The sequence below is a fragment of the Marinobacter sp. EVN1 genome, assembly GCF_000475375.1.
GTDB lineage: Bacteria > Pseudomonadota > Gammaproteobacteria > Pseudomonadales > Oleiphilaceae > Marinobacter > Marinobacter nauticus.
Genome location: NZ_AXCB01000070.1, coordinates 628,041 through 653,324, shown reverse-complemented (window position 1 = coordinate 653,324; position 25,284 = coordinate 628,041). Strand labels below are relative to the sequence as shown.

Here is a 25,284-nt window from a genome sequence, read left to right as displayed (position 1 = left end):
CCATGACCAACGTGACACTGCTGCACCCTACCCCCACGACAATCTACCGATACAAGGCTGGAGACATTACCCGCGCCCTGGCTGAAGGCTTGAAGCACGAAAGCATAGCCGCCGATATTGAGAAGGTTTTGCATGATGTTCTGTTCTTCCCAGAGCACGACCCAGACGAGCAATACGGGGCGCTATGCGAGGCAAGCAATACTATCTATAACCTGCTATACGCCAACGGCACCGCGCCATAGGATTGCAGCAACACGCCCCCATGCCGCCAGCAACCACCCCGCAGACATAACCGACCAATGATGCCAGCATGGCCACGGAATGGCGCTTGCGGATCGCCTGAGGTTTCTGGAGCAATTTGCGCAGCACGGGGACACAGAAGCGCTCAAACCGGCTAATTTGCACCTGTCGATAGTCCTCACCACCGCAACGCCGAAAGCCGCGCCCTGCCTGCCTGAATTACTGGCGAACGCGGAGAAACAGCAAGCCAGGGCCAAGAAACTGGCCGGTGCGTAGATGGCTCTGCCTGGAGGCGCGCAGCCAAAGTCCTTATGCTAGGCTGTTACATATCGTTACAGGGAGGTAATCTCATGCGTTTTCTTGCTCTTCTTCTGACTGCACTTTCATTCTCAGCTGCTGCCCAGGTCTACAAATGGACTGATGAGAACGGCGTTACGCACTTTGGTACTCAACCGCCGGCTGGCCAACACGAATCTGTTCATATCCGAGAAAGCTCCCCGGGCGCCATGGGCAAGGGAAACCCTGCATCGTCAGACCTAGAGCTGCGAGCCCAACGGTTAGAGCTGAAACGAAAGCGTGAGGAGTTGCAGCGGAAGGTGGATCGACGCGAGGCAGCTGCCAGAGCTGAGGCAGCAAGAGGGCCTGAGGAGAGCTGGGCCTGCAAGTATTCCAAGGATCGAGTAGAGGAATACGAAGTGCGCTTGCGAGAGCTTGGCAGGCGCGGATATCAGCAGTGGGAAAAAGATCAGTTGGAGTCCTGGAAACGAGAAGCTGAGCGAGAGGTTCAACGAGACTGTAACTGAGACAAATACTCAGTGAAGAGGCCCTGCCGAGCGCCGGTTTGTTATACGCGGAGAAAAACACTGCAGGCCTGCCCACAAAACAGCAGCGTTAATGAAACCGGCTCACAGAATGGAATTACCTCTACCTGGCAACACCCCATCACTGGTATTGAGCCGCCACTGGTGCTCCGAAAGATCCAAGCACAGGGCAAGTACGAAACCGCGCACAGAATAAAACAGCGAATCAGCCAGGTATCTAGGTTCGCTATTTCAGATGGCTGGGCTGAAAGGATCCTGCAGCCGACCTTCGCGGCCTGCTGAAATCCATGCCAGCAAAATCAGAGTTTCCATAATAAAACCGGATCAACTCGGCGGGCTGTTACGGGCCGTTGAGGCCTATGCAGGCCAGCCGACAACTTGCGCTGCACTGAAGTTGGCGCCCATGAATTTCTTGCGGCCCGGGGAGCTCAGAAAAGCGGTTTAGTTGGGAGATTGATCTTGATGCCGGCACCTGGATTGTTCCCGGCGAAAAGACGAATGGCAAACTGAAAGCCAAGCGGGCGGGCCAGGTACCGAACCATATCATTTCCCTGCCCCGCCAAGCAGGCGAGATCCTCAAGCCACTGTAACAGATCACAGGCCAGCGCCCGTCGTTTTCGAGGCAATCGAACCCGGGAGACCACTCTCAGAAAACACGATCAACACCACGCTCCGGAGCATGGGCTATGACACTGAGGTTATGGTTAGTCATGGATTCCGGGCAACCGTGTCAACACTTTTGCATGAGATGGGCTGGCAGCCGGAAGTCATCGAGCTGCAACTTCCTCACCGCCCGCGAAACCAAGTAGCCGTTGTATACGACACAACCGAGCGGCCAGTCTGAAAGAGCGAAAAGCGATGTTGCAGCATTGGGTGGACTACCTCGACTCACTGAAAACTGGACGCTCAATTCTGCCATTCAAAGCAAAAGAAGCCTGAACAATCATTGTATTTTTCAATAAAGAAATTCAAAAAGGATTGCTGACGCTATCGCCACAGGCATAGTGAGCAGCCGCTGGCGGACGTCTACGGATAGCAACGAATAACATACCGTAACCATTTGAATCTTGGGCAAGTTCTCCACAGGCGAGGGAGTGCGGGCATTTTCGGGAAGATCAGCTTGCGGACTTTGGATTAAAGCGGCAGGGTTATGACGTGTTCGGAAGTGAGCGGATACGGAAGCGTACCAGGCAACCGTATCCGCCCGAACCCAGAGCCGTTGAAGGATGGGTGCTATTAAGATGCGACTCCAAATAGCCCCCAAACGATAACAGGGCGTTAGCGTCTCTACAATTTCGCTTTGTATCCTGGGGCCTGCCCCTCAACGGCATAACTACACCTGAATTAAAGAGGTATGTTATGGCCGCCGCCAATCAAACCATCATTCGACTCGCTGAAACTCTCCGCCGAACCGGCCTCTCTCGCAGCACGCTCTACGATCTACAAACCGCCGGGGACTTTCCCAAATCCATAAAGCTCACCCGTCAGGGTTCCGCTGTTGGCTGGCTTGAATCAGAGGTAAACGCCTGGATTGAGGCCCGCGTCGCTGAGCGTGATCAAATCGCTCAACATGCCTGGGAATCGACAGGGAGGGCCGTTGCATGAAAAAACTAACCGCAGCAGAACGCGCCAATCGACTCCGAGAAATCGAGACCCAACGTGAAGAACTCATGCCGGAGTTCAGCAACATTCGATCCCGGCTCCAAAATGTCCAAGGCCAACAAGCGAATCTTGAGAAACAGCTTCAGGAACTCACCTCACCACCTCCGAAACATGGCTGGCGGACTGCAGGCCGGTCAGGTGACACGGCTCGTGTTCGTCGTGAACTGGATCAAGTAAGGCAGAGCAACGAACAGCTTCAGGAAGAAATGCGACCTTTCCAGAAACAGCTGGACCACCTGGCCAAGGAAGAAGAATCGCTCCTGAACAACCCACCCAAGGTATCGCTGGCGGACCTTCAACAGACTCAAGCCGAAATCACCAAACTCGAAATACAGATAGACCGAATCGGTCAGGCCCGGGAAGAAGCAGCAGCCCGGACACCGACAGCAGGTATTGAATCTCTGAAAGAGGAAATCGCCCAAGCGGCTTCTGACCGTGATCTGCTGGCCGCTGACCTGGACCTCGGCGAAGGCTCCGAGGCGGATCTCAAGAAAGCCACCACCCATTTGACCAAGCTGAGGAAACAGCTGGCAGAACAGGAGGAAACCGCCAGTCTGGCCGGCGCAACTCAACGAGGCTACGAGAAACGGCTGGCGGACCTCTCAGAAACCAAGCGTCAGGCAGAGCAGGAATTCCGTTGTCAGCTGAGCTTGTACGCCAAGGAAATTCACGATGCCGGGCTCCAGAAAATCGTAAAGGCCTTTGAGGAAATCGGCCCCGCTCTCAACGAGATTCTGGCAGCCAATAAGCTATCGGGCACCCACGGCACCGGGGACGAGTTCAGCCGTTTAAGCGGGCGCGTCAGGCTTGATATGGGAGGCTTTCACGGTATCGAGAACAACTCAATCAGCGCCGATGAGGAATTGGTTTCTGAGAGAGTTGCGGGAATTTTGGCGGACATTCGCAAGAGCTGAAAAAAAGGCAGCTCACCACGCCCATTTGGTGAGCTGCCTTCCTGGAGGAATAAAACCATGAACAATCTTAGCACACCCCTGCCCGAACAAAATAGAGTCCGAATCTCCACCCCACTGTTAGCTCGAGAACGACGAATCCTAACCGCCCTCCTCATGGGCCCGGTCAGTCGTGAGCAAGCCGACAGAATAGGCCGTGTGAGCAACTCGCCTCAGTACATTGCCACTTTACGGAGCCGGGGCCTGACCATCGCCTGCCTGAGGCGAACCCTCATCAACGAGGATGGAACTCTGTGCCGGCCTGGAATCTACCAACTGTCCCGGGACTCCATTCCCCTCGCCCGAGAGCTTCTCTCTATCGCCTGCCAGGGAGCCTGAACGGATGCCGGCCAAAGACCCCAGGGCAAAGCACAAGGGCCGGAAAGGACAAGCGGGGTACCTCCATATACCCCGCGATGTTCTGAAGAGTGAGGCCTATCTCAACCTGGACGGCTGGGCGGTGAAATTGCTGGTTGATGTTGCCGGCCAGTTCTGCGGAAACAACAACGGCGATCTGACGGCCTCATGGAGCGTTTTGAGGGATAAGGGGTGGCGGTCACCGGGAACCCTGAACAAGGCCCTCAAAGCGCTGACTGAAGCCGGCCTGTTGGAGCAGACCAGGCAGGGAGGCCGGAACCGGTGCTCTCTCTACGCCGTTACGTGGCGCCCTATCGACGAGTGCAAAGGCAAGCTCGACACAAAACCAACCCAGGCCCCCAGCGCCCGCTATCTGAATTTGGAGAAACTCGCAGCATGAAAATTAAAACTTGTAGTCGCTATTCGTATCAATGTAGTCGCTATGTGTATCAGTCAGGGGATTTTCCCCCTCCCTCCCCCTTCCACTGGTCGCTATGTGTATCAGTCATGCAATTTTGGGCGCGCTCATTAGTCGCTATGTGTACACCTTATAGTTTACCAAGGGGGGTGTTTATTCAGCTCTCTCTTTGCGGTGGATCCAGTGAGAAATCACCCACGGCCACCAGTGAACACATTGGCTGTTCAGTAAGCACAAACGGTAGTCACTCACACCACCTGAAAAACCCGGGGGACCCTGGCACCTCAAAAACTCCGCGGGGACGGGGCAACCACCCGGTATTCGGAAAATTTTTGGCGCTACATGGGGCCTCACCAGTTGGACGGGAAACCCTATACAAAACAATAAACTAGATTTGATTCATCTGATGATTCCAGAGACAGGAGAGAACCAATGACTACCCAGAGCACCCTCGCCAAGCTGAACAGCCAACTGGCCACAGCTGAACGGGCCTCCGCTGCATTCAAAGCGGAGCTGAAAAAACTTCAAGCGATCGAGCAGGAGCTACGCCAGGAATACGACCTGGCCACGAAGGATGACATTTTGAAATTGTGCATCGCCAATTCCGAAGATGATCTGTTCGTTGCTCTATGCCAACGCCCGATTCCTCGAAAGGCGGTTAAAGAAAAGCTGAAGCTTGCCCGGGAACTGAGGGACATCGCCCAGGCCGCAGGCATTGACGCCAGCCCACTCATTCAACACATGGACAACCCAGCACAGTTACTTAAAACCGCTATCACCGCCGCAAAGACAAGCGGCTACCACTGAGGGTAAACATCATGGCTGACCTGAAAAAAACCGTTGAATTGATTTTTGGTGGCGTCGATAAAACCGGCCCCGCTATCTCATCCGTTGGCAGGAACCTTGATACACTCGTCGATAAAACCGGCAACATCACCGGCCCGCTGGCGGATGCTGCCGACAGTATTCTGAAGTTGCAGACCTCACTGGTTGCCCTGGGCGCTGCTGCTCTCACCTTTGCAGCCAAGGAGGCCGTTAGCTTTGAGGCGGCCCTGATTGACCTTCAGAAAGTCATGGGCGATAACGAGGGAGCTGCAGCCGATTACGCGGACACATTCAGCAACCTCTCCAACCAGTTCGGTGTGGACGCCGGAGCCATTGTTCAGAGCACGGCAGATTTCCGCCAGGCCGGTTTCGATATCAACGACTCGTTAACACTCGTTGAACAGTCGTTGCTGGCGGTTAACGCTGCGGATCTGACCACCCAGCAATCGGCGGACCTGTTGATTGGTACGCTGGCGGGCTTCAAGGCACCGGCTGCAGATGCCGCCAACCTGCTGGACGTTCTGAATGCCGTTTCCAACAATGCCGGGGCGTCAGTGGCCCAGCTCGGGGACGGCTTCAAGGTTCTGGCCCCGGTGGCCAAAACGCTCGGGCTGACTTTCGAGGAAACCGCCGCCCTGCTGACACCGGTAGTTGAAGTGACCCGCTCCGGATCCGAATCGGCCAACGCCCTGAAAACGGCAATCTCCAATCTCATCAAGCCGACCAAAGAGCGAAAGGAACTATTGGAGGATGAGCTGGGCATTCAGCTTGAAATCGACGGCCAGCGCCGGAACACCAAAGATGTTCTGTATGACCTGATTGAAGCCACCCAGAGCCTGGACGACAACGAGAAACAGCGCGTGGCAACGGTCATTGCCGGCGCCGAGCAAATGAGCCGGTTCCTGGCGGTTCTGAATGGCGCGGAACGCTCCGAGGAAATTCTCAAAGTAGCATTGGAGGCCAGCGGTTCCACGCTCCGAGAATTCGAGGTCCGCACCCAGTCCGCAGAGTTCGCCCTGAACCAACTTCGGGCCGCATTCACCACGGCAGCCAAAGTTACCGGGATGGAGTACATCGAGGAAACGAAAGCCGCCACCCAGGCTACCACAAGCCTCGTTCAAGCCTTCCAGCAAGCCCTACAGGGTGACAACGCGGATAAGTTGTTTGACGCCCTCCGGGGTGGCCTGGAACGGTTCTCCGAACAGGTCAACATCATTGCCGAGAATTTGCCGGAAGCTTTCGAGGGCCTGGACTTCTCGCAGTTGTTGGCGGCCTTCGACGGCCTGGGGGATGAACTCGGGGACGCGGTAACCGCGGTATTCGGTGATATCGACCTGGGCGCAGCAGAAGGCTTGCAGCAGGCCCTGCAAAAAGTAGTGGATGCTTTCACCGCACTGACCAACGTTTCAGCCGGCATCATCAACGGCCTGGAGCCGCTATTCGACGCCATTGGCGCCGGCATTGAGGAATTCCAGAACCTGGACTCAGCCACCCAGAAAAGCGTTGGAGAGTTGCTCGGTATTGCCAAGGCCATTGATACCGTTCTGCCCCTTCTGGGCGGCCTGGCTGGCGGCCTGCAGTCCGTTGGCTCTGGGTTAACCGCCCTGGCCGGTGCGCAAGGCTTCAAGGCCCTGCTGGGCAATCTGGGCGAACTTGAGAAGATGGGTAAAGTCGGGAAAGGCGGCCTTATCGGTTTTGCCCTGGCTGGCGGATATGCGATCGGTACCGTCATCAACGACACCATTATCAAACCGCTGGAGGACAAATTCGGCACCTCTATCGGCAGCTGGCTCTATGAGCAGTTCAACAAGGATGAGTTGGAGAAAATCACCAAGGCCATGGCGCCGGTCTCCGAGGCCCAGCAGAAACTGGTCAAAGACACCCAGGATCTACGCGACATAAACGCCAGCCTGGCTGAAAAGCTGGGCAAAACCGAAGTAGCTACGAAGGACACCCAGCGGGCCTGGCAGGACTACGCCAACGAACTGGTAAACGCAGCCAACAAACACGGCGATCTCAACGAGGCCATGAGCGGTACCGGGGAGAACCTCAACCGTTCCGCCAACGCCGTAGAGCGGCTACAGGGTGAGGCCAACAAAAGCGGGGACGCCCTCGGCAACGTTGGTCGGGCTACCAAGCAGCTGGCGGAGAACAACGAAACCCTGGTTCTTGGGTACGACAAGGCCACCGGCAAGGTTAACAGCTGGTCCGGCGCCATCGTGCGATCTGGTGACGCCATGGACGACACCGCCACCAAAACGGAAAAGGCCATCGCCAAGTCTGAAGATTATTACGTTCAGATGGAGAAAATCGCCAGCAATGAACGGATAGCCAACATTGAGGCAAACGTAGACCTGAATATTGCCGAAGCAGAAGCCAACGCCCAAAAGGTTGAGGCCCTGGTGGATTCCATTTCATCGACCTTTGGGGAGTCTACGAAGTTTGCCGGCGATCTTTTCGAGCTACTTGGCGATGCCGACAACTTCCGGGAAAAATGGGGCATTGAAAAGCAAATCAAGAAAGAGAACGAGCTTCGTGACGACCAGATGAAGCTACAGAAGAAACTGACCGAGGCTGAGGTGGAATGGGTTAAGGAAAAAACCCGGCAACTTCGGAACGGTGACGCCAAGCTGACAATCAACGCAGCCGGCCTTGAGCCCCACCTGGAAGCGATCTGGTTCCAGATCCTAGAAAAGCTCCAGGCAAAAGTGAACGCCGAGGGTGAAGAAATGCTCCTGGGCCTGAAAGGCAACTAACCCCCACTGAATGAGGCATACAGCATGACCAGCGAAGAGTTTAAAAAAAGATTTCAACACCACCCACTGGGCTACGTTTTCCAAATAATGGAGGTGGCAACCGACGATGTTGAGCTTGAGCGTTATCTCAGCATGGCTCACGGAATGATTATGCTTCTGGAATTCCAGGGAGAGCTATCGAAAGAGGACCACGACTTCCTGCACGAGGCCGCCAAGGGCAACGCAAAACGGAATTACGACAGGCTTGAGAAAACCAACGCAGCAGCGCCGGCCACCAAGCAGTAACCAGTCAACTGTCCGACAAAACACAGTAAATCATAAGCCCCGGGAGTTCCCCGGGGCTTTCACGGCATACTCGCAAAACTCAGAGTTTAATACTTTCCCCCATTGGGGAATGCTGGATAACCGCCCTTCCGAAAATCGGCGTAATCTTTCAGCAAAACCCAGCCCGGGCAATTTTTAAAGTTGGGTCGCCTTGTTCTCTTTGCCATTCTTGCGCCTGCTCGATCTTCTCGAACTCCGGCGACAGCGGGAGAGCTGGCTGGTCCGGACGACAGACATAATAGTATTCTGTTGGTGTTTTCATTTTCTCACCTTCCTCATTGTCGCAATCGCAGCTCAGCGCCCAACTTCAGCGAGCGCCCTCATTTCCTGACCCGCTCGGTCCATATTATCAATCATCTGGCCGACATAGTTTTCAACAATGAGACCGCTCAATTCTGAGCCTCCATCCCTGGCTTGCTCAAGGTATACCAGCATCATGAGCAACATGGATCGGGTGTGTTCATGGATCAGGTCGATGTTGTTGAAATGCTCGGCGCCGGCATCCTCCACCCTTGACTCCTGCGTGGCTTGTGCATCATTTGGTGTGGGCAGAGACTTTGGTTCAGCCTCGTATTGCTTACAAAGCAACTCAGTCTTTCCGCAGGCATCGGATACAAGATCGAACGTGCGCTCAATCATTGCGGCCAGGGTGACCTCTGGGGAGTCACTCTCAAGCATATGATTCAGGTTTTCAGGTTTGTGCAAATAATTCAGCAATGCGTCTGCATCAAGCAAACGGGATCGGCAGTCAGTAAGGCAGTTTGCAAACTCGCTCATGGTCACATTCCTTTTCGATTGTTGGGTGAAAAACAAGCGAATCAGGCATGTGGGCCAAGTTGTAGGCCTTTTGGAATTTCGGGAGATAAGGAGCTGTTTTGAAAGGAAAAATGGCGGTGGGCCAGGGATTCGAACCCCGGGACGGCTATTAACCGTCGGCGGTTTTCAAGACCGCTGCATTCAGCCACTCTGCCAGCCCACCGTCTTGTCGAAGCATCGGGAAACGCTTCGGCTAGCTGCCGTGTCGACAGCGGGAGGAATGATACCGGATTTGCCCCCTCTGTCAACGCCCTGCAAGAAAAACAAAGCAAATTCCGTGGCTTCTGGTCAGAGCTTAGACAAGATTACCGCGTTTTAATGGAATCCATTTGGTGTTTCTCTGTCGTAAATGATTGAAAGTTGCGGTTTCGACATTATGATGGTCTACAGTATCCAGTTGCACTAGAGCACTAAACGGAGATGACAATGGAAGACAGACGTTTCGGCGTTCAGAACAACCAGGCGGCCTACTCGCCGGCCAGCGAAACCAGTCGCGCAACGACCGGTATCAGCGACGACGCCATGAAGGTGTTGCGTAATACCTACATGCTGCTCGGTATGACCCTGGCGTTTTCAGCCGTGACTGCGTTCCTGAACATGAATGGCACGCACCCGGGCTTCCTGATTACCATCGTGGGCTACATCGGCCTGCTGTTTGCCACCTATAAACTGAAAAACAGCCCCTGGGGCATCGTCACCACCTTCGCACTGACCGGCTTTATGGGTTACACCCTTGGTCCGATCATCGGTGCGTTTGTCGCAGCCGGCGCCTCGCAGATTGTTGCTCAGGCACTGACGCTGACGGCCGTCGCGTTCGTAGGCCTGTCCGCAACCGCCATCATCACCAAGAAGGACTTCAGCTTCCTGTCCAGCTTCCTGACCGCTGGCGCATTTGTGCTGATTGGGGCCATGCTGCTGGCGTTCTTCATGGAGAGTTCTGCTCTGCACTTGGCCGTTTCAGCAGGCTTCACGATCTTCGCTTCGATCATGATCCTGTTTGAGACCAGCCAGATCATCAAGGGTGGCGAGCGTAACTACATCATCGCCACTGTGGGCCTGTATGTGTCCATCTACAACCTGTTCGTCAGCCTGCTGCACCTGCTGTCTGCGTTCAGCGGCGAAGACTGATCAGTACACTCAGTCCAATGCCTTGAGAAAACCCCGGCCTATGCCGGGGTTTTTGCTTTAGGTACACTTGCAGGGTTTCCATCAGTCAGCATCCAGTTCCATGCCTCAGCCACTCAGTTACACACTCGTGATTACCGGTGCCCCCTGGGCAACACAGGCTCCCCAGACTGCCCTGTCATTCGCTCAGGCCCTGCTGAAAGCGGGCCACCGTATCGACCGGGTGTTCCTGTATGGTGATGGCGTACACCTGGCGTCGGCCCTAAGCGCTCCTCCCTCCGATGAGCAACACTGGCCGCGACTGTGGTCTGAATTCCTTTCCGGGAACAACATCACAGCGGTCGCCTGCATTGCTTCAGCCCTGCGCCGTGGCATTGTCGATAAGACCGAACAGGCCCGTTACGAACTGACCGCCAGCAATCTCAGGGCACCCTTCGAGATTGCCGGTCTTGGCGAATGGGTAGAGGGTAACCTGAAGTCCAACCGGGTTCTTTATTTTCACGGGGCACACTGACCATGACCACCCTGATTGTGATCGATCAGCCACCCTATGGCTCCTGGACTGGACGAGAAGCGCTGGACATGACCTTCTCCCTGGCAGCCTTCGACCAGCCCGCCGCCATGCTGTTTCTGGGGGCTGGCGTCAACTGGCTGTGCAAAGGCCAGGCCGCCGACGCCGTCGGCCAGAAATCTGTGGCGAAGAACCTCTCTGCGGCCGCCCTGTTCGGCGTTGAACAGATACTGGTGGATGCCCAAGCATGCGCGCAATATGGACTGGAGTTCGACGATTTGCTGCCAGGAAGCACGCCGTCGGAATCGATTTCCGAAACCCTGAGCCAGTTTTCCCGCGTTGTTTTTGCCGGATAGGACCCTGTCATGCCTGAAAACACGACCGCAACCCTGCACATCATCAACAAGGCTCCGGAACACGCCAGGTTCCGGTATTGTCTGGCATCTGTTCAGCAGGGTGACACGCTACTGCTGATTGAGGATGCGGTGCTCGCACTGCTTGATCGGGAAAGACAGCTGCCAGGGGCGTCTTATGGCCTGGAGACAGACGCGAATGCGCGCGCCGTGGCTAACCGCGTCCCCGCGGAGCAACTGGTCGACTACGCCGGTTTTGTGCAGCTGACCGTCAATCATTCAAGAATCATCAACTGGTAAACCATGAGTGCTTCTAATTCGCCTGTGAGAAACAACGAAGGTTTTCTGGAGGACGCGGCCACCTGGACCAATGAGGTAGCCCAGGAAATCGCTCAGGAAGACGACATTGAGTTAACGGAAAAACACTGGGAAATCATATACTTTTTAAGGGGTTTTTATAAACAGCATGAGATGTCGCCACCGTCGAACCGGTTGTTCGTGAAGGCCGTAAGAGATGCGCTGGGGGACGAGAAAGGCGACAGCATCTATCTGATGACACTGTTCCCCGGAACCCCCGCCAAAACAGCCTGCAGGATTGCCGGACTGCCTCGCCCTACGAATTGCCTCTGAGCCAGTGGAAGATGTCGCGCTGTTACCTGTCCCGCTTTTCGGCTGACCGCGCCTGATTGGCTTGTTGCTCTTCGGCAGCGGCCCCCAGAAAGGTGCTCAGCCCGTTTTCAAACAGATTCGAACCAAACTTGAGGAACTGGCGAGTGGATTCCCTGGTGGCACCGTCCCAGGCGCTTTGGGGTATCTGCCGGATAGATTCAGCCACACCCTTCTGAACGCCACTGGTCACCCTCGGCTCAATCTCATTGGCGGTATCAATCAGTTCCTGAATGCGCTCAGCCAGCCATGGCTTTACCACCCAGAACCAGAAACCGAAGAGAACGGCCGTTACGGTGGCCGCTGTCAGTAAAACCTGCGTGAGGATCTGTGCCCAAACTGGCATACGCTATTCTCCCTGGTGTGGTCAGCCCAGTACGGCCTGGGGCAAGCCGGTCATGGCAAGAAACTGAACGAGCCCGGCCACGGCACCAAACAAGCCACCTACGAACATCAGCTGGATTTCTTCCTCTCGGAACGCTGGCCTGAGGATGTCCTGGAACTCTTCCGGGCGCAGGGCTTTCATCTGGCTGGCCAGCACCCCCGCCACGACGGGTGCACGCTCCCGATTGAAAGCGGGATCACTGAATACATCCCGGGTTGCCAGCACCGCTTTCTGATTCATCACGCGCTTGAGCTCGGTGTAACCGGTCATGCCCACAGACACCTGGGCCGCCAGCTTCATGACCATGGAATTGTCGAGCATGGGGCGCAGGTGTTTCTGGATGATGGCGCGGGTACGGTCACCATGCTGACCGTTGATCATGGCATCGGCGACTTTCTCCACCGTGATCAATTCCTCCGCCACCAGGCGCGCCCAGATATCGCTGATTTCATCCTGCCGACGCAGGAACAGCCCCTGCAACTGCCAGAACAATACCCGGCGCGGGCGCACCGGTGCAAAGATCAGGTTGATGGCAATCCAGTTAGTGATAAAGCCAATAAAAAAGCCGCCTACCGGCAGTAACCAGGGCTGGGGGTAGAACACCGAAACCGGCGCCAGCACCGCGCCCATCAAGGCACCGATAATCGCGCCCCGATTAATGACCGACCTGAGTTCAACCGCACCGGCCTGCTGGAATATACGATTCATCAGGTCCGGATGGTTCTGAAGCTCCCGACTCAACAGAGCCTTGAGATCGACCAGCTCATCCAGGTCGTCACCAAAATCCTCCACCAGTTCTTCTACCCGATTGGGTAACTGTTGCCGTGCCCACTGATAGATCCGGGCACGAACAAACAGCGGCAGGTTATCCCAGAGTACCGGCTGGATTTCATACATGACCTCGTCAATGTACTCATCCATACGGGGCGTTACCTGAGCCACCACCTGTTCCACAATGCGGTTGGGCTCCAGCTTCTGGTACACAGAATTCAGGTCGCCAAACTTCTGCAGTGTGCGATCAATGCAGATGTGGGCCATTTTCTCGGCCTTGCGCGGAATCACCCCTTGCCAGCCAATAACCCCAACGCCGATGAACCGGACAGGATGAAAGGACATCTGAATGGCGAGCCAGTTAGTGAACCATCCCACCACGGCAGCCATTACAGGCACGGACACAAGAGCAAGGTCAGTCAAGCGTTACCCCGAAATCAAGAAAAGCGTTCGCTCACACGGCACGGATAATACCCGGGCTTTGATTCTGTTTATGTGACCGATAATGAAGTATTGCGCTTAACAGGCCATTGGCCGTGTAGCCAGGCAAGGCGGGTGTTTCTGGCAGCCGCCAGAGAAGGGGCGACTGCCGGAGGAAGGGTGCAACTTACTGATAGTAAGCGTTTTCGGTATTCGAGTGGTCTGTCACATCACGCACCGCGGAGATTTCAGGTACGCGTTCCTTCAGGGTCTTCTCGACACCCTGCTTCAGCGTAAGGCTGACCGCAGAGCAGCCCTGGCACCCGCCACCAAAGCGCAACACCGCAACCGATTCGTCAACAATCTCAACCAGCGAAACATCACCGCCATGAGCTGCCAGGTTGGGATTGATTTCAGAGGCCAGCACGTAGTTCACACGCTCCGGCAGGGGCGCATCATCAGCCACCTGCGGCACCTTGGCATTAGGCGCCTTGATGGTCAGTTGCCCGCCCATCTGATCCTTTGAATAGTCGACATAGGCGTCTTCCAGGAACGGCACCGAATTATGATCCAGATACAGAGTAAACTTCTCCAGGTTGACCTGCTCATCGGTTGGCACAACTTCATTGGGCGGACAGTATGCCAGACAGGTCTCTGCGTTGCGGGTGCCGGGCTGGGTCACGAAAATGCGTACGCCCATACCTTCAACGTCCTGCTTTTCAATCAGTTGCGCAAGATAATCCCTTGCGGAATCAGTCACAGTTACCAGAGCCATGCTTCCTACCTGTTATCAAGTGTGACTGACATTTTATGAGAGATCGTCGGAACATAAAAGACCAAGTAAAATAGTCGGGCATTAATGGGGTAATCAGTTTCCCTTATCCCAACGGCGGACAGGCAAAACGGAACTTGATAATGATCATCCGTACTAAGACGCCTTTCAGCATTTTTGCTATGATCCCGCGCCAAAACGTAAAACACGACGTTAATAACGACACCCGGAAGAGTTTTCTATGACCGATCGCAATACACGCCTGGAACAGCTGCACCAAGCCCTCAAGGAACGGATTGTCATTCTTGATGGTGGCATGGGCACCATGATCCAGAACCAGAAACTGGATGAGGCCGCATTCCGGGGCGATCGATTCAAGGATTACGAACGGGAAGTTCAGGGCAACAACGACCTGCTGAACCTTACCCAGCCTGCCCTGCTCCGCAACATCCATGCAGAGTACCTGGACGCGGGCGCCGACATTATCGAGACCAACACCTTCAACTCCACCAAGCTGTCGCAGGCCGACTATGGCCTGGAATCCCTGGCACGGGAGTTGAACGTAGCTGCGGCAAAGCTGGCACGGGAAATCGCCGACGAGTTCACCGCGAGGAATCCCCAAAAGCCACGTTTTGTAGCCGGTGCCGTGGGTCCCACCTCACGCACCGCTTCTATTTCACCGGATGTGAACAATCCCGGTTACCGGAACGTGGATTTCCAGACTCTGGTCGACAATTACTACGAGGCAGTTTCCGGCCTGGTTGAAGGTGGTTCAGACCTTATTCTCATTGAAACTGTTTTCGACACCCTGAACGCCAAAGCGGCAATCTACGCGACCCAGCAGTTCTTTATCGACAGTGGTATTGAGCTGCCGATCATGATTTCCGGCACTATCACCGATGCCTCTGGCCGAACGCTTTCCGGGCAAACCACCGAAGCTTTCTACAATTCGGTTGCCCACGCAAAACCGATTTCCGTGGGCTTGAACTGTGCACTTGGCGCGGACGCACTTCGGCCTTATGTGGAAGAACTGTCGAACAAGGCCGAAACCTACGTATCAGCGCACCCTAACGCCGGGCTGCCCAACGAGTTTGGCGAATACGACCAGACCCCGGAGGAAATGGCCGAGATCATTGAAGGCTTTGCCAAAGACGGCTTTCTGAACATCATCGGCGGCTGTTGCGGCTCGCGCCCGGATCATATTGAAGCCATCGCCAGGGCCGTGGCCAAGTATCCGCCCAGACAGATTCCCGAACGCCCGAAAGCGCTCAGACTCTCCGGCCTGGAACCGTTTACCGGTGACGAAAACACCCTGTTCATCAACGTGGGTGAACGCACCAACGTAACCGGCTCCAAGCGCTTCCTGCGGCTGATCAAGGAAGAACAGTATGAAGAAGCCCTGAGCGTTGCCCGGGACCAGGTTGAAAATGGCGCCCAGATCATCGATATCAACATGGACGAGGGCATGCTGGATTCCAGGGAGGTGATGGTTACCTTCCTGAACCTGGTGGCCTCTGAACCGGACATTTCCCGCGTGCCGATCATGATCGACTCGTCCAAGTGGGATGTGATCGAAGCGGGTCTGCGCTGTATACAGGGCAAAGCCGTGGTGAACTCCATCAGCCTGAAAGAAGGCGAAGAAGAGTTCATCAAACGTGCCAGGGACTGTATGCGCTACGGCGCCGCGGTGGTGGTGATGGCCTTTGACGAAGACGGCCAGGCAGATACCTTCGAACGCAAAACCGAAATCTGCAAACGCTCCTATGACGTGCTGACCGGAATCGGTTTCAACCCAGCCGACATTATTTTCGACCCCAACATCTTTGCCATTGCCACCGGCATTGAAGAGCACAACAACTACGCAGTGGACTTTATCAACGCCACGCGCTGGATCCGGGAGCACTGCCCCCACGCCTCTATCTCCGGCGGCGTCAGTAACGTGTCGTTCTCTTTCCGCGGCAACGATGCTGTACGTGAGGCCATCCACTCGGTTTTCCTGTATCACGCGGTCAAGGCCGGCATGAATATGGGCATCGTGAATCCCGGCCAACTGGTGATCTACGACGAAATAGAGCCGGACCTTAAAGAGCTGGTGGAAGACGTGGTTCTGAACCGCCGGGATGACTCCACCGATCGCCTGCTCGAAGCGGCCGAAAAGTTCAAAGGCAAAGGCGGCCAGGCCAAAGAAGAAGATCTCGCCTGGCGTGAGTGGCCCGTTGAGAAGCGCCTGGAGCATGCCCTGGTTAAAGGCATTACCAGTTACATCATCGACGACACGGAAGCCTGCCGTCAGAACGCCAGCCATCCCATTGAAGTGATCGAAGGCCCTCTGATGGCCGGCATGAACGTGGTCGGCGATCTGTTCGGTGACGGCAAGATGTTCCTGCCCCAGGTGGTCAAGAGCGCCCGGGTAATGAAGCAGGCCGTGGCCCACCTGATTCCCTACATCGAAGCAGAGAAAACTGAAGACCAGCAGGCCAAGGGCAAGATACTGATGGCCACGGTCAAGGGCGACGTACACGACATTGGCAAGAACATTGTTGGCGTTGTCCTGCAGTGCAACAACTACGAGGTAATCGACCTTGGCGTGATGGTGCCCTGTGAAAAGATTCTGGAAACAGCCCGAAAAGAAAATGTCGACATGATTGGCCTGAGCGGCCTGATCACACCGTCACTGGATGAGATGGTGCACGTAGCGCGTGAAATGCAGCGACTGGACTTCAATATACCGCTGATGATTGGTGGTGCCACCACCTCGAAAGCCCACACAGCGGTCAAAATCGAGCCCCAGTACAAGAACGACATCGCCCTTTATGTTTCTGATGCATCCCGCTGCGTAAACGTAGCGTCCCAGCTGTTGAGCAAGACCGCGAAGCCCGCGTTCGTGGCAGCAGCCCGCACCGAATATGATGAAATTCGTGAACGCCGCAAAAACCGTGGTGACCGCACCAAGCTGGTGTCGCTGAAAGAAGCCCGTGCCCGTGCACCGGAAATCGATTTCGAGAACTACCAGCCGCCCAAGCCCGCATTTACCGGTGTCCGGGTCTTCGAGGACTATGATCTGAAGGAACTGGTGGACTACATCGACTGGACACCGTTCTTTATTTCCTGGGACATTGCCGGCAAATACCCGGCCATTTTCGACGACCCGAAACGAGGAGAAGCCGCACGTACCCTGTTTGACGATGCCCAGAAACTACTGAAACAGATGATCGGGGACAAGCGGATCTCGGCAAGAGGCGTTGTCGGGTTCTGGCCCGCCAATCGCCGGGGTGATGACATTGTCGTGTACACCGATGAATCCCGGACCGAAGAGCTCACTACCCTGCACCACCTGCGTCAGCAGGATGAGAAAGCTCCGGGCAAGCCAATGATGGCGCTGTCAGATTTCATGGCGCCGGAAAGTCTGCACCTGGGCGATTATGTCGGAGGCTTTGCGGTGACCACAGGCATCGGCGTGGACGAACTGACCGCTGAGTTCAAAAACGCCCACGACGACTACAGCGCCATTATGGTGCAGGCCCTGGCAGACCGCTTGGCCGAAGCCTTTGCCGAACGCATGCACGAACGGGTGCGCAAGGAATTCTGGGGTTATGCCACCGATGAACAGATGGCCAACGAGGACCTGATCAAGGAGCGCTACCGTGGTATCCGCCCGGCCCCCGGCTACCCTGCCTGCCCGGACCATACCGAAAAGGCCACTCTGTTCAAACTGCTGGATGCCACCGCCAACACCAGCCTCCAGCTAACGGAGCATTTCGCCATGTATCCAACCGCAGCGGTCTCCGGTTGGTACTTCGCCCACCCGGAAGCCAAATACTTTGCCGTTGGCAAAATTGGCGTTGATCAGGTTGAGGACTATGCTGAACGCAAAGGCCTGACCAAGGCTGAGGCTGAACGCTGGTTGATGCCAAGCCTGGCGTACGATCCGGCGGAATAACCTGAGGCGTATTCCATGAATGACGTGACCGAAAACAACAATAACAATGAACGCCACCGCAGCCCGGGGGTTCTGAAGATCATGCAAAGCATCCTTGCCGGCGCTTTCGGTGTGCAGTCTGACAAGCGCCGCCAGGAAGACTTTTCACACCACAGCCCGCTGCCCTATATCATTGCAGGCGTTCTGTTTACCGTCGCGTTTGTGGGCGGGCTGATCATCGTGGTGAAACTGGTATTGGCCGGGCAGTAGCCTACTGCCCGGATACCCAGACCACCGCAAAAGCAACTGCCAGCAGCACGAGCAATACCGCCGCCACTGCATCGGCCTGACTGTCTGATTGCACGGATTTTTTCATGGCACTTCCTCCTTCCTACCCGAAGTTGTTGTTTTTCTGGCTTTCCCGATCAAGTAAAGCAGCAAATTGACATTCGTCCAGTTCCGGCGGCGATCACTTATCACCTGAATCGATAATGTTATGTTGAAATAATCATTTTGAGAATAAAAACACGATGGTATCCTGCCTCGCAGGAATAAGGCCCGGTCCATGAAACCCGGCCGTAAATTTTAGCTCTTCTGATGTAGCAGGCAGGACGTTCCACTATGTACGTTTATGATGAGCACGACCGGCAGATAGCCGCAGAGCGTGTTGCCCAATTCCGTGACCAGACCGAGCGCGCCCTTGCTGGTGAGCTGTCTGAAGAGGAATTCCTTCCACTTCGACTGCAGAACGGGCTTTATGTTCAGCGTCTCGCACCCATGCTCCGTATCTGTATTCCTTACGGCATGCTTCGCTCCGAGCAGCTCCGCCGCTTGGCACGCGTAACCCGGGACTATGATAAAGGCTACGCTCATTTCACCACCCGCACCAACATCCAGCTGAACTGGCCGAACCTGGAAGACGTGCCCGATATTCTGGCTGAGCTGGCGGAAGTGGAAATGCACGCAAATCAGACCAGCGGTAACTGCATCCGGAACACGACCACGGACCCGTTCTCCGGTGTCCAGGTGGACGAAATCGCTGACCCACGCCCCTATTGCGAGATTATTCGCCAGTGGTCGACGTTCCACCCGGAGTTTGCGTTTTTGCCACGTAAATTCAAGATTGCCGTGAACGCCTCCGAGCATACGGATCGGGCAGCTATCCGGGTTCATGACATCGGCTTGCAGCTGGTGCGCAACGACCAGGGGGAACTTGGCTTCCGGGTTCACGTTGGTGGCGGACTTGGTCGTACCCCCATGGTTGGCCCGGTCATCCGCGACTTCCTGCCTGAGCTGGATCTGCTGACTTACCTGGAAGCCATTGTCCGGGTTTACAACCGTTACGGCCGCCGGGACAACAAGTTCAAGGCGCGTATCAAAATTCTGGTCAAGGCGCTGAGCCCTGAGGGCTTTGCCGAAAAAGTTGAAGCAGAGTGGGCCCACATCAAGGACTCACCTTCCCAACTGACGCCGGAGGTAGTGAGCAAATTCCAGGGCTACTTTACCGAGCCGGCATACGAAGCACTGGACAATGCTACCGACCTGCTGGCGACACAGCGCTTCGAGAACCGTGAGTTTGACAAGTGGTTGACCCACAACGTCAACAGTCACAAAAAGCCGGGCTACGCTATTGTAACCCTGACACTCAAGAAGACCGGCACGCCCCCGGGGGATGTCACCGACTTCCAGTTGGAGCAGATTGCCGATCTTGCGGATGAGTACAGCTACGGTGAAGCCCGGGCCACCCACGAACAGAATGTGGTGCTGGCAGACGTCCGCCAGGATCGACTGTTTGAGCTCTGGCAAAAGCTTGTGCCTTTGGGCTTCGCAACGGCGAACCTGAACACACTGAACGACGTTATCTGCTGCCCCGGCGGCGATTTCTGCGCCCTGGCCAACGCCAAGTCGATTCCTGTGGCTGAAGCAATCCAGCGTCGTTTTGATGACCTGGACTTCCTGTACGACCTCGGCCCCATCGACCTGAACATTTCAGGCTGCATGAACGCCTGTGGCCACCACCACGTGGGCAATATTGGTGTTCTGGGCGTCGACAAGAAAGGCGAAGAGTTCTATCAGATCAGCCTGGGTGGATCGTCACACCACGACGCCACCATCGGCAAGATTCTGGGGCCGTCCTTCGCTCGTGAGGAAATGCCAGAGGTCATCGCCAAGCTGATCAATGTTTACGTAGAAAACCGGACGGAAGAGGAAACCTTCCTGGACACCTATCGCCGGGTCGGTCTGGATCCTTTCAAGGAGCGGGTATATGCCTGATGTAATTGCCGCTGACGGCACGATTCGTAATGACGACTGGGTTGTGGTGCCCCGCCCTGCGGCGGGTGAATCCATGGATATTCCTGAAGATAAGCCGGTCTTGATTCCGGCAGATCTGTGGCTGGCCGCCCATGAGCACTTTGCCGCAAAGCCCTCAGTGGGTGTCTGGTTTGACAGCCACGATGAGCCGGAATTGCTTGGCGAGAAAGTGAATGAATTGCCACTGATCGCGGTGAATTTCCCGCGCTTTGTCGATGGCCGTGGTTACAGCATTGGCCGTTTGCTGCGTGAACGGTTCGGGTACCGCGGCGAGCTGCGAGCCATTGGCGATGTGTTGCTTGACCAGCTTCAGTTCATGAAGCGCTGTGGCTTTGACAGCTACGTACTGCGCGCTGACAAGGATATTGCGAAGGCACCGAAGTGCCTGAGCTTCTTCACCCAGACCTACCAGGCTGCGACCGACACGGACCAGCCCCTGTTCCGCCGCCGGGCCTCCTGAGACCAATCACCAGCGCATGAGTCTTCATGCGCTGGTGTTCAGTTCTGGTTTACTGCATTTTTTGATTCCGAAACGCACTCAACACTTTCCAGACGGTATGTTCGAGCGCCGCGCTGGTAGCCAAACCGAGCTTTTCCGGCAGTGTACGTTTGCGCTGGAAAGACACTGAGATCACGTCTCCCCGCTCACAAGCCTCAATCAGGTATTCGTCAGACGTTTTGATCTCATCGATCAGCTTCACGTCCAGGGCCCGCTTGCCGAACCAGATATCTCCATTGGCAACCGCCTGAATATCCAGATCCGGACGCCGCTCACTCACATACTCCTTGAACAGGACATGGGTATCCTCCAGGTCCTCGAGGAATTTCTGGCGTCCCTTATCGGTATTCTCACCAAAGATTGTCAGCGTTCGCTTGTGTTCACCCGCGGTGAGCACCTCAAAGTCAACGTCGTTCTTTTTCAGGAACCGGTGGAAGTTCGGGAGTTGCGCCACCACCCCGATGGAACCGAGCACGGCAAACGGCGAAGCAATAATGCGATCAGCCACGCAGGCCATCATATAGCCGCCGCTGGCCGCAACCTTGTCGACGCAGGCGGTCAACTTGATACCTTTGCTGCGAACACGATCCAGCTGGGCTGCCGCCAGCCCATAGGCATGAACCAGACCACCGCCGCTCTCCAGGCGGATAACCACTTCGTCCGTTTCCGGATTGGCAACACTCAGAACCGCCGACACCGAACGCCGCAGGGTATCGGTATCGCTGGCTTTAATGTCACCGTCGAAATCGAGCACGTAAACCCGCGCCGTTTTCTCTTCGGTAGCGTCAGATTCTGGCTGCTTCTTCGCGGCTTTCTTTTCAGCCTTGTCCTCTTTTTTCTTTTTCTTCTGCCAGGCCTTCCGTTCCTGGTCTGTCATCAACCTGGCCTGGATTGACTCTCTGAGCCGGCGATACTGATCGTTCAGCTTGCGTATTTTCAGCTCACCCTCACCTTCGTGATCGTCCCGGTCTTTCTGGGTTGCCGAGACAATGATGGACACGAGCACAATCGCCGCCACCACGAAAGTCGCCACCTTGGCGAGGAACAGGCCGTATTCGGTCAGAAATTCCAAAATGCAGTCTCCACACGTATTTGCAAACCCCGAAGTGTACCGCCTCGGCACAGGCCTGATAAGCCCGCGATAAAATTAAAACAAGCGTTCGATCAAGCTTGACACGAACCGGCTCTAACCATAAAGTCGGATTGCGAGGTTGGCGCTACCCCGGCTGCTGTACAGGCTGCCTCTGCCAGGGATCACTAGTCGTCACCACCATGACAAGACAACCATCAAAAAGGGTAAAACAATGTCTGTAGCTCAGGTATTTGAAAAACTCGAACAGAACTTCAACGCAGACGCAGCACAGGGCCTGGACCTGGTATTCCAGTTCGACATCGAAGACGACAAGACTTACCACCTCGTGATCAATGACGGCACCTGCAAGCTGCACGAAGGCGCACACGACGATCCTTCTGTTACCCTGATCATGAACTCTGAAACCCTGCAGGGTATTGTCTCTGGCGAGACTGACGGCATGCAGGCGTTCATGGCTGGCCAGCTGCGCGCCGAAGGCGACATGATGCTGGCAACCAAGCTGGGTGAACTGTTCAACATGGGCTGAGCCCGGTTAAACACCAGCTATAAAAAAACCTGCGCAAACCGCAGGTTTTTTTATGCCATTCAGAAACTCAGGCCACCCTGGCGTCTACAGACCGACGTCATCCAGCGAACTCTGAGCCAGCTTGAGCAGGTCTACATTCCGGTCTTCCCGCCGACCGACGCCTTCAATGTAGTACTCGAGTGAGGTGAGAGCATCCGCCAGCGCTTCCAGAACCTGTGACGCAGGGGCTTCGCGCGCATCCAGCAGGCGCTCCTGAATAGACGTCGCGACCCTGGCAATGACGTCCGCTGCGATGGGGTCGTCCACCATTTGCAAACCACCCCAGATACTGCGCAGTGTCCCCGGCAGGTTGGCCAGATGAAGCTTGTCGTAATCGGATTCGATAAATGCTGTAATCGCTCGCTTGGCAAGGGTCAACGCACTACGGGCCTCATCCGCCACAACCCAGATGGCTTCCTGCAGGTACACGGATTCGTCCCGGCTCCGGTCTGCACCAGCAAGGGCATCGGTCTCTGAGGTAATGCCGCGGGTCACGATCTGCATGACGGCATCCTCTACCCCCAGCACGGAATCCGCCAGACGATAGAGCTCTTCCTCCGCTGGCAGGCGGTTTTCCTCTTCCCATTTACGCAGTTTGGCAGCTTCTTCACGGGAAATACCGGCCAGGCGGTTCAGATCGAGCATCACCAGCGTATTGGCCAGGCGCTCCAGAGTGTCGGCAATCGAGGCAAGTTCGGCCAGATCCGGTTCTATTCCGCGCTCGATGATGTCCAGCTTGTCTTTCAGCTGATTAAGCTCTTCCTGCAAGGCTTCAGACAGGGATTTGAGCACGTCCGTGCCAGGGCCATAGAGGCGCCGGGAATGAGCCTCAAGAAGTGCGTCCGGGAATTCGGCAGGACCGAGCTGATAAGCAGAGAGTACCCGCGTCACCTCAGGGTTGGCTGAGCCACTGCGGTAAAGCAGATAGACCAGATCTTTGATCAGCGATTCGGGGGCGTCCTTGGCGGTAGCTACCTTGCCGACATACACCACTTCCCGCGCGTATTTCTCGATTCGCATCAGCAGACGTTTGCGGGCCTTGCTAAAGCCCATGGCACGATCCAGCATGGTATCGGAGACCAACGCCAGCAGGCACCACATTTGCCCCATAGGCGCCCCCTGACACAGCCGTGCGAGACCACGGGCAGCCCTGGCAATGAGCTTCTTGCTAACCGCTTCGTTGCGCTCGCGGAGAATGCCGAGCAGTGCCACCTGGAAGGTCAGGCGCATGCGACGGGCCAGGATTTCATATTCAGACTCTGCGTCATCCATGGACCTCAGCCCCAGATCGCTGCAAAAGTCCGGGCGCTCCTTGATGTCGATATCAAAGAAGCAGGATTCGGGATAAGGTTTCTCACGACGGGCTTCACGCAGATCATTGATCACGGGCAGCAGCAGCTCGGGATGATCTTCACGTTGCTGATGGTAGTACTCGACGTAACGGCGGAGAATGAATAGCGCGCTGTTAAGTGCTGTCAGCAGTATATTCTTGTCGTCGTTGGCACCAACCGGCACATCATTGGCGAGATTAACCGCCTCCTGGCAAAGCAGGGTTCCGCCCCGGAGCTCCACCAGAATGAAGATTCCCCGAAGCTGGTTCAGGTAATCAACACAGTTCTGCAGATCTTCCCCGCTCTCGCGGTTTTCCTGAAAGCGCTCAAGGCTGGATTCTGCCTGCTTGATGGTCTGTTCGATTTCACTTTTGACCAGATCAAACGACTGCGATTTCGTCGCCAGAGACGATTGAACCATAAACGCTTCCTGTTAATTTGCGGAGACTACCGCATCCTGTTCATGAACTGCAGCCTGCATACGGGCAGGTCCTTCCTGTTCAGCGAGGCAGCCCTTGCCCATACCTGAACGGTTCGCAAAAAACTGGCGAACTTATCATTACTTATAACACAAAACTCAAGTAGCTCAAGAAAGCCGGAATGTAACAAATGGTACAGCTGAACGTGGTTCTCATTCTGTTGCCTGCAACCGGGACCACACCGTTTCGCCGGCCTGCTTCTCCATCATCGCCATGAACTCATCATGGGCAGAGGCTTCATCACTGGTGGCCCGAACCACCGCCAACGGCGCGCGCTCACCGGAGATCCGGCGAATACCGCCATCGCCACCTTCATCGCCGGAGCCGGCATCCAGGGACAGCGCGGTCTGGCCGCCGGTCATCAGCAGATAGACGTCTGCCAGGATCTCGGCGTCCAGCAATGCCCCGTGAAGGTCACGGTTGGAGTTATCCACTCCATAGCGCTTGCACAGGGCGTCGAGATTGTTTTTCTGGCCCGGATGTTTTTTCCTGGCAATGGCCAGTGAATCGACAATACCGCAGTGGTCTGCTGTTTTCCGAACCGGTTTCAGGCGGGCGAATTCGGAGTCCATGAAGCCCACGTCGAACGCGGCGTTATGGATGACCAGCTCTGCGCCCTTGATGAACTCAAAGAACTCGTCGGCAACCTCCGCAAACTTTGGCTTGTCGGCCAGAAATTCGTTGGTGATACCGTGAACGGTGATAGCCTCCGCTTCTACCTCCCGCTCAGGGTTAATGTATACGTGATAGTTGCGACCGGTCAGCTCGCGTTCGATCACTTCCACACAACCAATTTCGATAATGCGGTGACCTTCGTTCGGATCAATACCCGTGGTTTCGGTATCCAGTACGATCTGTCTCATGCAACTGCGCTCTCACTCACTGCTCATTAATCGGTTTTCCAGGGGGCCAG

General features: G+C 55.6%; 30 protein-coding genes and 1 tRNA gene. 22 read left to right on the top strand and 9 right to left on the bottom strand.

From position 1 onward, the window contains the following. Positions 1-2: 2 nt before the first annotated feature. The 12 genes from Q674_RS40220 to Q674_RS40175 all read left to right on the top strand — a co-directional run bounded on the left by Q674_RS40220 (position 3) and on the right by Q674_RS40175 (position 8,314). Entirely contained in the window at positions 3-242 is a 240-nt protein-coding gene (locus Q674_RS40220) for a hypothetical protein (RefSeq protein WP_023010153.1), read from the top strand. A 79-nt stretch (positions 243-321) separates the two neighbouring features. Next, positions 322-516, top strand: coding sequence for a hypothetical protein (locus tag Q674_RS40215; protein WP_023010152.1), 195 nt, complete (start codon positions 322-324; stop codon positions 514-516). A gap of 74 nt (positions 517-590) precedes the next feature. Continuing rightward, entirely contained in the window at positions 591-1,043 is a 453-nt protein-coding gene (locus tag Q674_RS40715; protein WP_023010151.1) for a DUF4124 domain-containing protein, read from the top strand. Positions 1,044-1,055: 12 nt separating this feature from the next. After that, positions 1,056-1,343 (top strand): phage integrase central domain-containing protein, encoded by a 288-nt coding sequence (locus tag Q674_RS41730; RefSeq protein ID WP_413540200.1) that lies wholly within the window; start codon positions 1,056-1,058, stop codon positions 1,341-1,343. A 397-nt stretch (positions 1,344-1,740) separates the two neighbouring features. Beyond that, the gene (locus tag Q674_RS41725; protein WP_413540199.1) at positions 1,741-1,905 is read left to right on the top strand and encodes a hypothetical protein; all 165 of its coding nucleotides are present in this window, start codon (positions 1,741-1,743) and stop codon (positions 1,903-1,905) included. 515 nt (positions 1,906-2,420) lie between these two features. Next, a complete protein-coding gene (locus Q674_RS40205) occupies positions 2,421-2,666 on the top strand; it encodes a helix-turn-helix transcriptional regulator (RefSeq protein WP_023010150.1) in 246 nt (81 codons plus the stop codon). Further along, positions 2,663-3,637, top strand: a complete 975-nt coding sequence (locus tag Q674_RS40200) for a hypothetical protein (protein WP_023010149.1) — start codon at positions 2,663-2,665, stop codon at positions 3,635-3,637. The genes Q674_RS40205 and Q674_RS40200 overlap by 4 nt, the downstream gene beginning before the upstream one ends. 195 nt (positions 3,638-3,832) lie before the next feature. Continuing rightward, entirely contained in the window at positions 3,833-4,012 is a 180-nt protein-coding gene (locus Q674_RS41175; RefSeq protein ID WP_152526099.1) for a hypothetical protein, read from the top strand. A 4-nt stretch (positions 4,013-4,016) separates the two neighbouring features. Continuing rightward, on the top strand, positions 4,017-4,430 hold the full coding sequence (locus tag Q674_RS40190; protein ID WP_023010147.1) for a hypothetical protein: 414 nt from the start codon (positions 4,017-4,019) through the stop codon (positions 4,428-4,430). A 450-nt stretch (positions 4,431-4,880) separates the two neighbouring features. Next, the gene (locus Q674_RS40185) at positions 4,881-5,255 is read left to right on the top strand and encodes a hypothetical protein (RefSeq protein WP_023010146.1); all 375 of its coding nucleotides are present in this window, start codon (positions 4,881-4,883) and stop codon (positions 5,253-5,255) included. Positions 5,256-5,266: 11 nt separating this feature from the next. Then, positions 5,267-8,029 (top strand): phage tail tape measure protein, encoded by a 2,763-nt coding sequence (locus tag Q674_RS40180; RefSeq protein WP_023010145.1) that lies wholly within the window; start codon positions 5,267-5,269, stop codon positions 8,027-8,029. 24 nt (positions 8,030-8,053) lie between these two features. After that, complete coding sequence (locus Q674_RS40175; RefSeq protein WP_023010144.1) at positions 8,054-8,314, top strand: hypothetical protein; 261 nt, start codon at positions 8,054-8,056, stop codon at positions 8,312-8,314. A 148-nt stretch (positions 8,315-8,462) separates the two neighbouring features. Here Q674_RS40175 and Q674_RS41260 read toward each other — a convergent pair whose 3' ends face one another. From Q674_RS41260 to Q674_RS40165, 3 genes are all read right to left on the bottom strand, one after another. Beyond that, positions 8,463-8,615 carry a hypothetical protein gene (locus tag Q674_RS41260; RefSeq protein WP_161629376.1) on the bottom strand — a complete coding sequence of 51 codons (153 nt, stop codon included), beginning with the start codon at positions 8,613-8,615 and terminating at the stop codon, positions 8,463-8,465. A 32-nt stretch (positions 8,616-8,647) separates the two neighbouring features. Continuing rightward, positions 8,648-9,130, bottom strand: coding sequence for a hypothetical protein (locus tag Q674_RS40170; protein WP_023010143.1), 483 nt, complete (start codon positions 9,128-9,130; stop codon positions 8,648-8,650). A gap of 111 nt (positions 9,131-9,241) precedes the next feature. Beyond that, positions 9,242-9,332 (bottom strand) — tRNA-Ser (locus Q674_RS40165). A gap of 263 nt (positions 9,333-9,595) precedes the next feature. On the opposite strand from Q674_RS40165, the gene Q674_RS40160 reads away from it, so the two are divergent. The 5 genes from Q674_RS40160 to Q674_RS40140 all read left to right on the top strand — a co-directional run bounded on the left by Q674_RS40160 (position 9,596) and on the right by Q674_RS40140 (position 11,788). After that, positions 9,596-10,297, top strand: coding sequence for a Bax inhibitor-1/YccA family protein (locus tag Q674_RS40160; protein WP_011785004.1), 702 nt, complete (start codon positions 9,596-9,598; stop codon positions 10,295-10,297). A gap of 100 nt (positions 10,298-10,397) precedes the next feature. Continuing rightward, positions 10,398-10,808 (top strand): sulfurtransferase complex subunit TusD, encoded by a 411-nt coding sequence (gene tusD / locus Q674_RS40155; RefSeq protein ID WP_023010142.1) that lies wholly within the window; start codon positions 10,398-10,400, stop codon positions 10,806-10,808. A gap of 2 nt (positions 10,809-10,810) precedes the next feature. Further along, positions 10,811-11,161: a DsrE family protein gene (locus Q674_RS40150; RefSeq protein WP_023010141.1), complete on the top strand. Its 351-nt coding sequence runs from the start codon at positions 10,811-10,813 to the stop codon at positions 11,159-11,161. A gap of 9 nt (positions 11,162-11,170) precedes the next feature. Further along, on the top strand, positions 11,171-11,458 hold the full coding sequence (tusB, locus tag Q674_RS40145) for a sulfurtransferase complex subunit TusB (protein WP_023010140.1): 288 nt from the start codon (positions 11,171-11,173) through the stop codon (positions 11,456-11,458). Between the two features lie 3 nt (positions 11,459-11,461). Further along, complete coding sequence (locus Q674_RS40140; RefSeq protein ID WP_023010139.1) at positions 11,462-11,788, top strand: TusE/DsrC/DsvC family sulfur relay protein; 327 nt, start codon at positions 11,462-11,464, stop codon at positions 11,786-11,788. Between the two features lie 22 nt (positions 11,789-11,810). Here Q674_RS40140 and Q674_RS40135 read toward each other — a convergent pair whose 3' ends face one another. From Q674_RS40135 to nfuA, 3 genes are all read right to left on the bottom strand, one after another. Further along, a complete protein-coding gene (locus Q674_RS40135; RefSeq protein WP_023010138.1) occupies positions 11,811-12,170 on the bottom strand; it encodes a hypothetical protein in 360 nt (119 codons plus the stop codon). A 21-nt stretch (positions 12,171-12,191) separates the two neighbouring features. Then, the gene (locus tag Q674_RS40130; RefSeq protein ID WP_031210544.1) at positions 12,192-13,403 is read right to left on the bottom strand and encodes a DUF445 domain-containing protein; all 1,212 of its coding nucleotides are present in this window, start codon (positions 13,401-13,403) and stop codon (positions 12,192-12,194) included. A 184-nt stretch (positions 13,404-13,587) separates the two neighbouring features. Then, positions 13,588-14,175 (bottom strand): Fe-S biogenesis protein NfuA, encoded by a 588-nt coding sequence (gene nfuA / locus Q674_RS40125; RefSeq protein ID WP_011785011.1) that lies wholly within the window; start codon positions 14,173-14,175, stop codon positions 13,588-13,590. A gap of 238 nt (positions 14,176-14,413) precedes the next feature. Here nfuA and metH point away from each other — a divergent pair, with 238 nt between their 5' ends. The 4 genes from metH to Q674_RS40105 all read left to right on the top strand — a co-directional run bounded on the left by metH (position 14,414) and on the right by Q674_RS40105 (position 20,864). After that, a complete protein-coding gene (gene metH, locus Q674_RS40120; protein ID WP_023010136.1) occupies positions 14,414-18,112 on the top strand; it encodes a methionine synthase in 3,699 nt (1,232 codons plus the stop codon). Positions 18,113-18,127: 15 nt separating this feature from the next. Continuing rightward, a complete protein-coding gene (locus Q674_RS40115) occupies positions 18,128-18,361 on the top strand; it encodes a DUF2970 domain-containing protein (protein ID WP_023010135.1) in 234 nt (77 codons plus the stop codon). Between the two features lie 351 nt (positions 18,362-18,712). Further along, a complete protein-coding gene (locus tag Q674_RS40110) occupies positions 18,713-20,365 on the top strand; it encodes a nitrite/sulfite reductase (protein ID WP_023010134.1) in 1,653 nt (550 codons plus the stop codon). Next, the gene (locus Q674_RS40105) at positions 20,358-20,864 is read left to right on the top strand and encodes a DUF934 domain-containing protein (RefSeq protein ID WP_023010133.1); all 507 of its coding nucleotides are present in this window, start codon (positions 20,358-20,360) and stop codon (positions 20,862-20,864) included. The genes Q674_RS40110 and Q674_RS40105 overlap by 8 nt, the downstream gene beginning before the upstream one ends. A gap of 49 nt (positions 20,865-20,913) precedes the next feature. On the opposite strand, the gene sohB is transcribed toward Q674_RS40105, so the two are convergent. Further along, on the bottom strand, positions 20,914-21,975 hold the full coding sequence (gene sohB / locus Q674_RS40100; RefSeq protein ID WP_023010132.1) for a protease SohB: 1,062 nt from the start codon (positions 21,973-21,975) through the stop codon (positions 20,914-20,916). A 232-nt stretch (positions 21,976-22,207) separates the two neighbouring features. Between sohB and Q674_RS40095 the strand changes: the two genes are divergently transcribed. Further along, entirely contained in the window at positions 22,208-22,522 is a 315-nt protein-coding gene (locus Q674_RS40095) for an SCP2 sterol-binding domain-containing protein (protein ID WP_011785017.1), read from the top strand. Positions 22,523-22,606: 84 nt separating this feature from the next. Here Q674_RS40095 and Q674_RS40090 read toward each other — a convergent pair whose 3' ends face one another. Together Q674_RS40090 and dnaQ are read right to left on the bottom strand one after the other, a co-directional pair. After that, a complete protein-coding gene (locus tag Q674_RS40090; protein WP_023010131.1) occupies positions 22,607-24,313 on the bottom strand; it encodes a hypothetical protein in 1,707 nt (568 codons plus the stop codon). A 210-nt stretch (positions 24,314-24,523) separates the two neighbouring features. Beyond that, positions 24,524-25,234: a DNA polymerase III subunit epsilon gene (gene dnaQ, locus Q674_RS40085; protein ID WP_011785019.1), complete on the bottom strand. Its 711-nt coding sequence runs from the start codon at positions 25,232-25,234 to the stop codon at positions 24,524-24,526. Positions 25,235-25,284: the final 50 nt, after the last annotated feature.

Coding starts and splice junctions, on each gene's coding strand:
- Q674_RS40135 (WP_023010138.1), bottom strand. CDS start 12,170: ATGCCAGTTTGGGCACAGATCCTCACGCAGGTTTTACTGACAGCGGCC.
- tusB (WP_023010140.1), top strand. CDS start 11,171: ATGCCTGAAAACACGACCGCAACCCTGCACATCATCAACAAGGCTCCG.
- Q674_RS40170 (WP_023010143.1), bottom strand. CDS start 9,130: ATGAGCGAGTTTGCAAACTGCCTTACTGACTGCCGATCCCGTTTGCTT.
- Q674_RS40140 (WP_023010139.1), top strand. CDS start 11,462: ATGAGTGCTTCTAATTCGCCTGTGAGAAACAACGAAGGTTTTCTGGAG.
- Q674_RS40205 (WP_023010150.1), top strand. CDS start 2,421: ATGGCCGCCGCCAATCAAACCATCATTCGACTCGCTGAAACTCTCCGC.
- Q674_RS40160 (WP_011785004.1), top strand. CDS start 9,596: ATGGAAGACAGACGTTTCGGCGTTCAGAACAACCAGGCGGCCTACTCG.
- Q674_RS40185 (WP_023010146.1), top strand. CDS start 4,881: ATGACTACCCAGAGCACCCTCGCCAAGCTGAACAGCCAACTGGCCACA.
- dnaQ (WP_011785019.1), bottom strand. CDS start 25,234: ATGAGACAGATCGTACTGGATACCGAAACCACGGGTATTGATCCGAAC.
- Q674_RS40180 (WP_023010145.1), top strand. CDS start 5,267: ATGGCTGACCTGAAAAAAACCGTTGAATTGATTTTTGGTGGCGTCGAT.
- Q674_RS40090 (WP_023010131.1), bottom strand. CDS start 24,313: ATGGTTCAATCGTCTCTGGCGACGAAATCGCAGTCGTTTGATCTGGTC.
- Q674_RS41260 (WP_161629376.1), bottom strand. CDS start 8,615: ATGAAAACACCAACAGAATACTATTATGTCTGTCGTCCGGACCAGCCA.
- metH (WP_023010136.1), top strand. CDS start 14,414: ATGACCGATCGCAATACACGCCTGGAACAGCTGCACCAAGCCCTCAAG.
- Q674_RS40115 (WP_023010135.1), top strand. CDS start 18,128: ATGAATGACGTGACCGAAAACAACAATAACAATGAACGCCACCGCAGC.
- Q674_RS40150 (WP_023010141.1), top strand. CDS start 10,811: ATGACCACCCTGATTGTGATCGATCAGCCACCCTATGGCTCCTGGACT.
- Q674_RS40095 (WP_011785017.1), top strand. CDS start 22,208: ATGTCTGTAGCTCAGGTATTTGAAAAACTCGAACAGAACTTCAACGCA.
- Q674_RS40215 (WP_023010152.1), top strand. CDS start 322: ATGGCGCTTGCGGATCGCCTGAGGTTTCTGGAGCAATTTGCGCAGCAC.
- Q674_RS40200 (WP_023010149.1), top strand. CDS start 2,663: ATGAAAAAACTAACCGCAGCAGAACGCGCCAATCGACTCCGAGAAATC.
- Q674_RS40220 (WP_023010153.1), top strand. CDS start 3: ATGACCAACGTGACACTGCTGCACCCTACCCCCACGACAATCTACCGA.
- tusD (WP_023010142.1), top strand. CDS start 10,398: ATGCCTCAGCCACTCAGTTACACACTCGTGATTACCGGTGCCCCCTGG.
- Q674_RS40105 (WP_023010133.1), top strand. CDS start 20,358: ATGCCTGATGTAATTGCCGCTGACGGCACGATTCGTAATGACGACTGG.
- nfuA (WP_011785011.1), bottom strand. CDS start 14,175: ATGGCTCTGGTAACTGTGACTGATTCCGCAAGGGATTATCTTGCGCAA.
- Q674_RS40175 (WP_023010144.1), top strand. CDS start 8,054: ATGACCAGCGAAGAGTTTAAAAAAAGATTTCAACACCACCCACTGGGC.
- Q674_RS40715 (WP_023010151.1), top strand. CDS start 591: ATGCGTTTTCTTGCTCTTCTTCTGACTGCACTTTCATTCTCAGCTGCT.
- Q674_RS40190 (WP_023010147.1), top strand. CDS start 4,017: ATGCCGGCCAAAGACCCCAGGGCAAAGCACAAGGGCCGGAAAGGACAA.
- Q674_RS41725 (WP_413540199.1), top strand. CDS start 1,741: ATGGGCTATGACACTGAGGTTATGGTTAGTCATGGATTCCGGGCAACC.
- Q674_RS40110 (WP_023010134.1), top strand. CDS start 18,713: ATGTACGTTTATGATGAGCACGACCGGCAGATAGCCGCAGAGCGTGTT.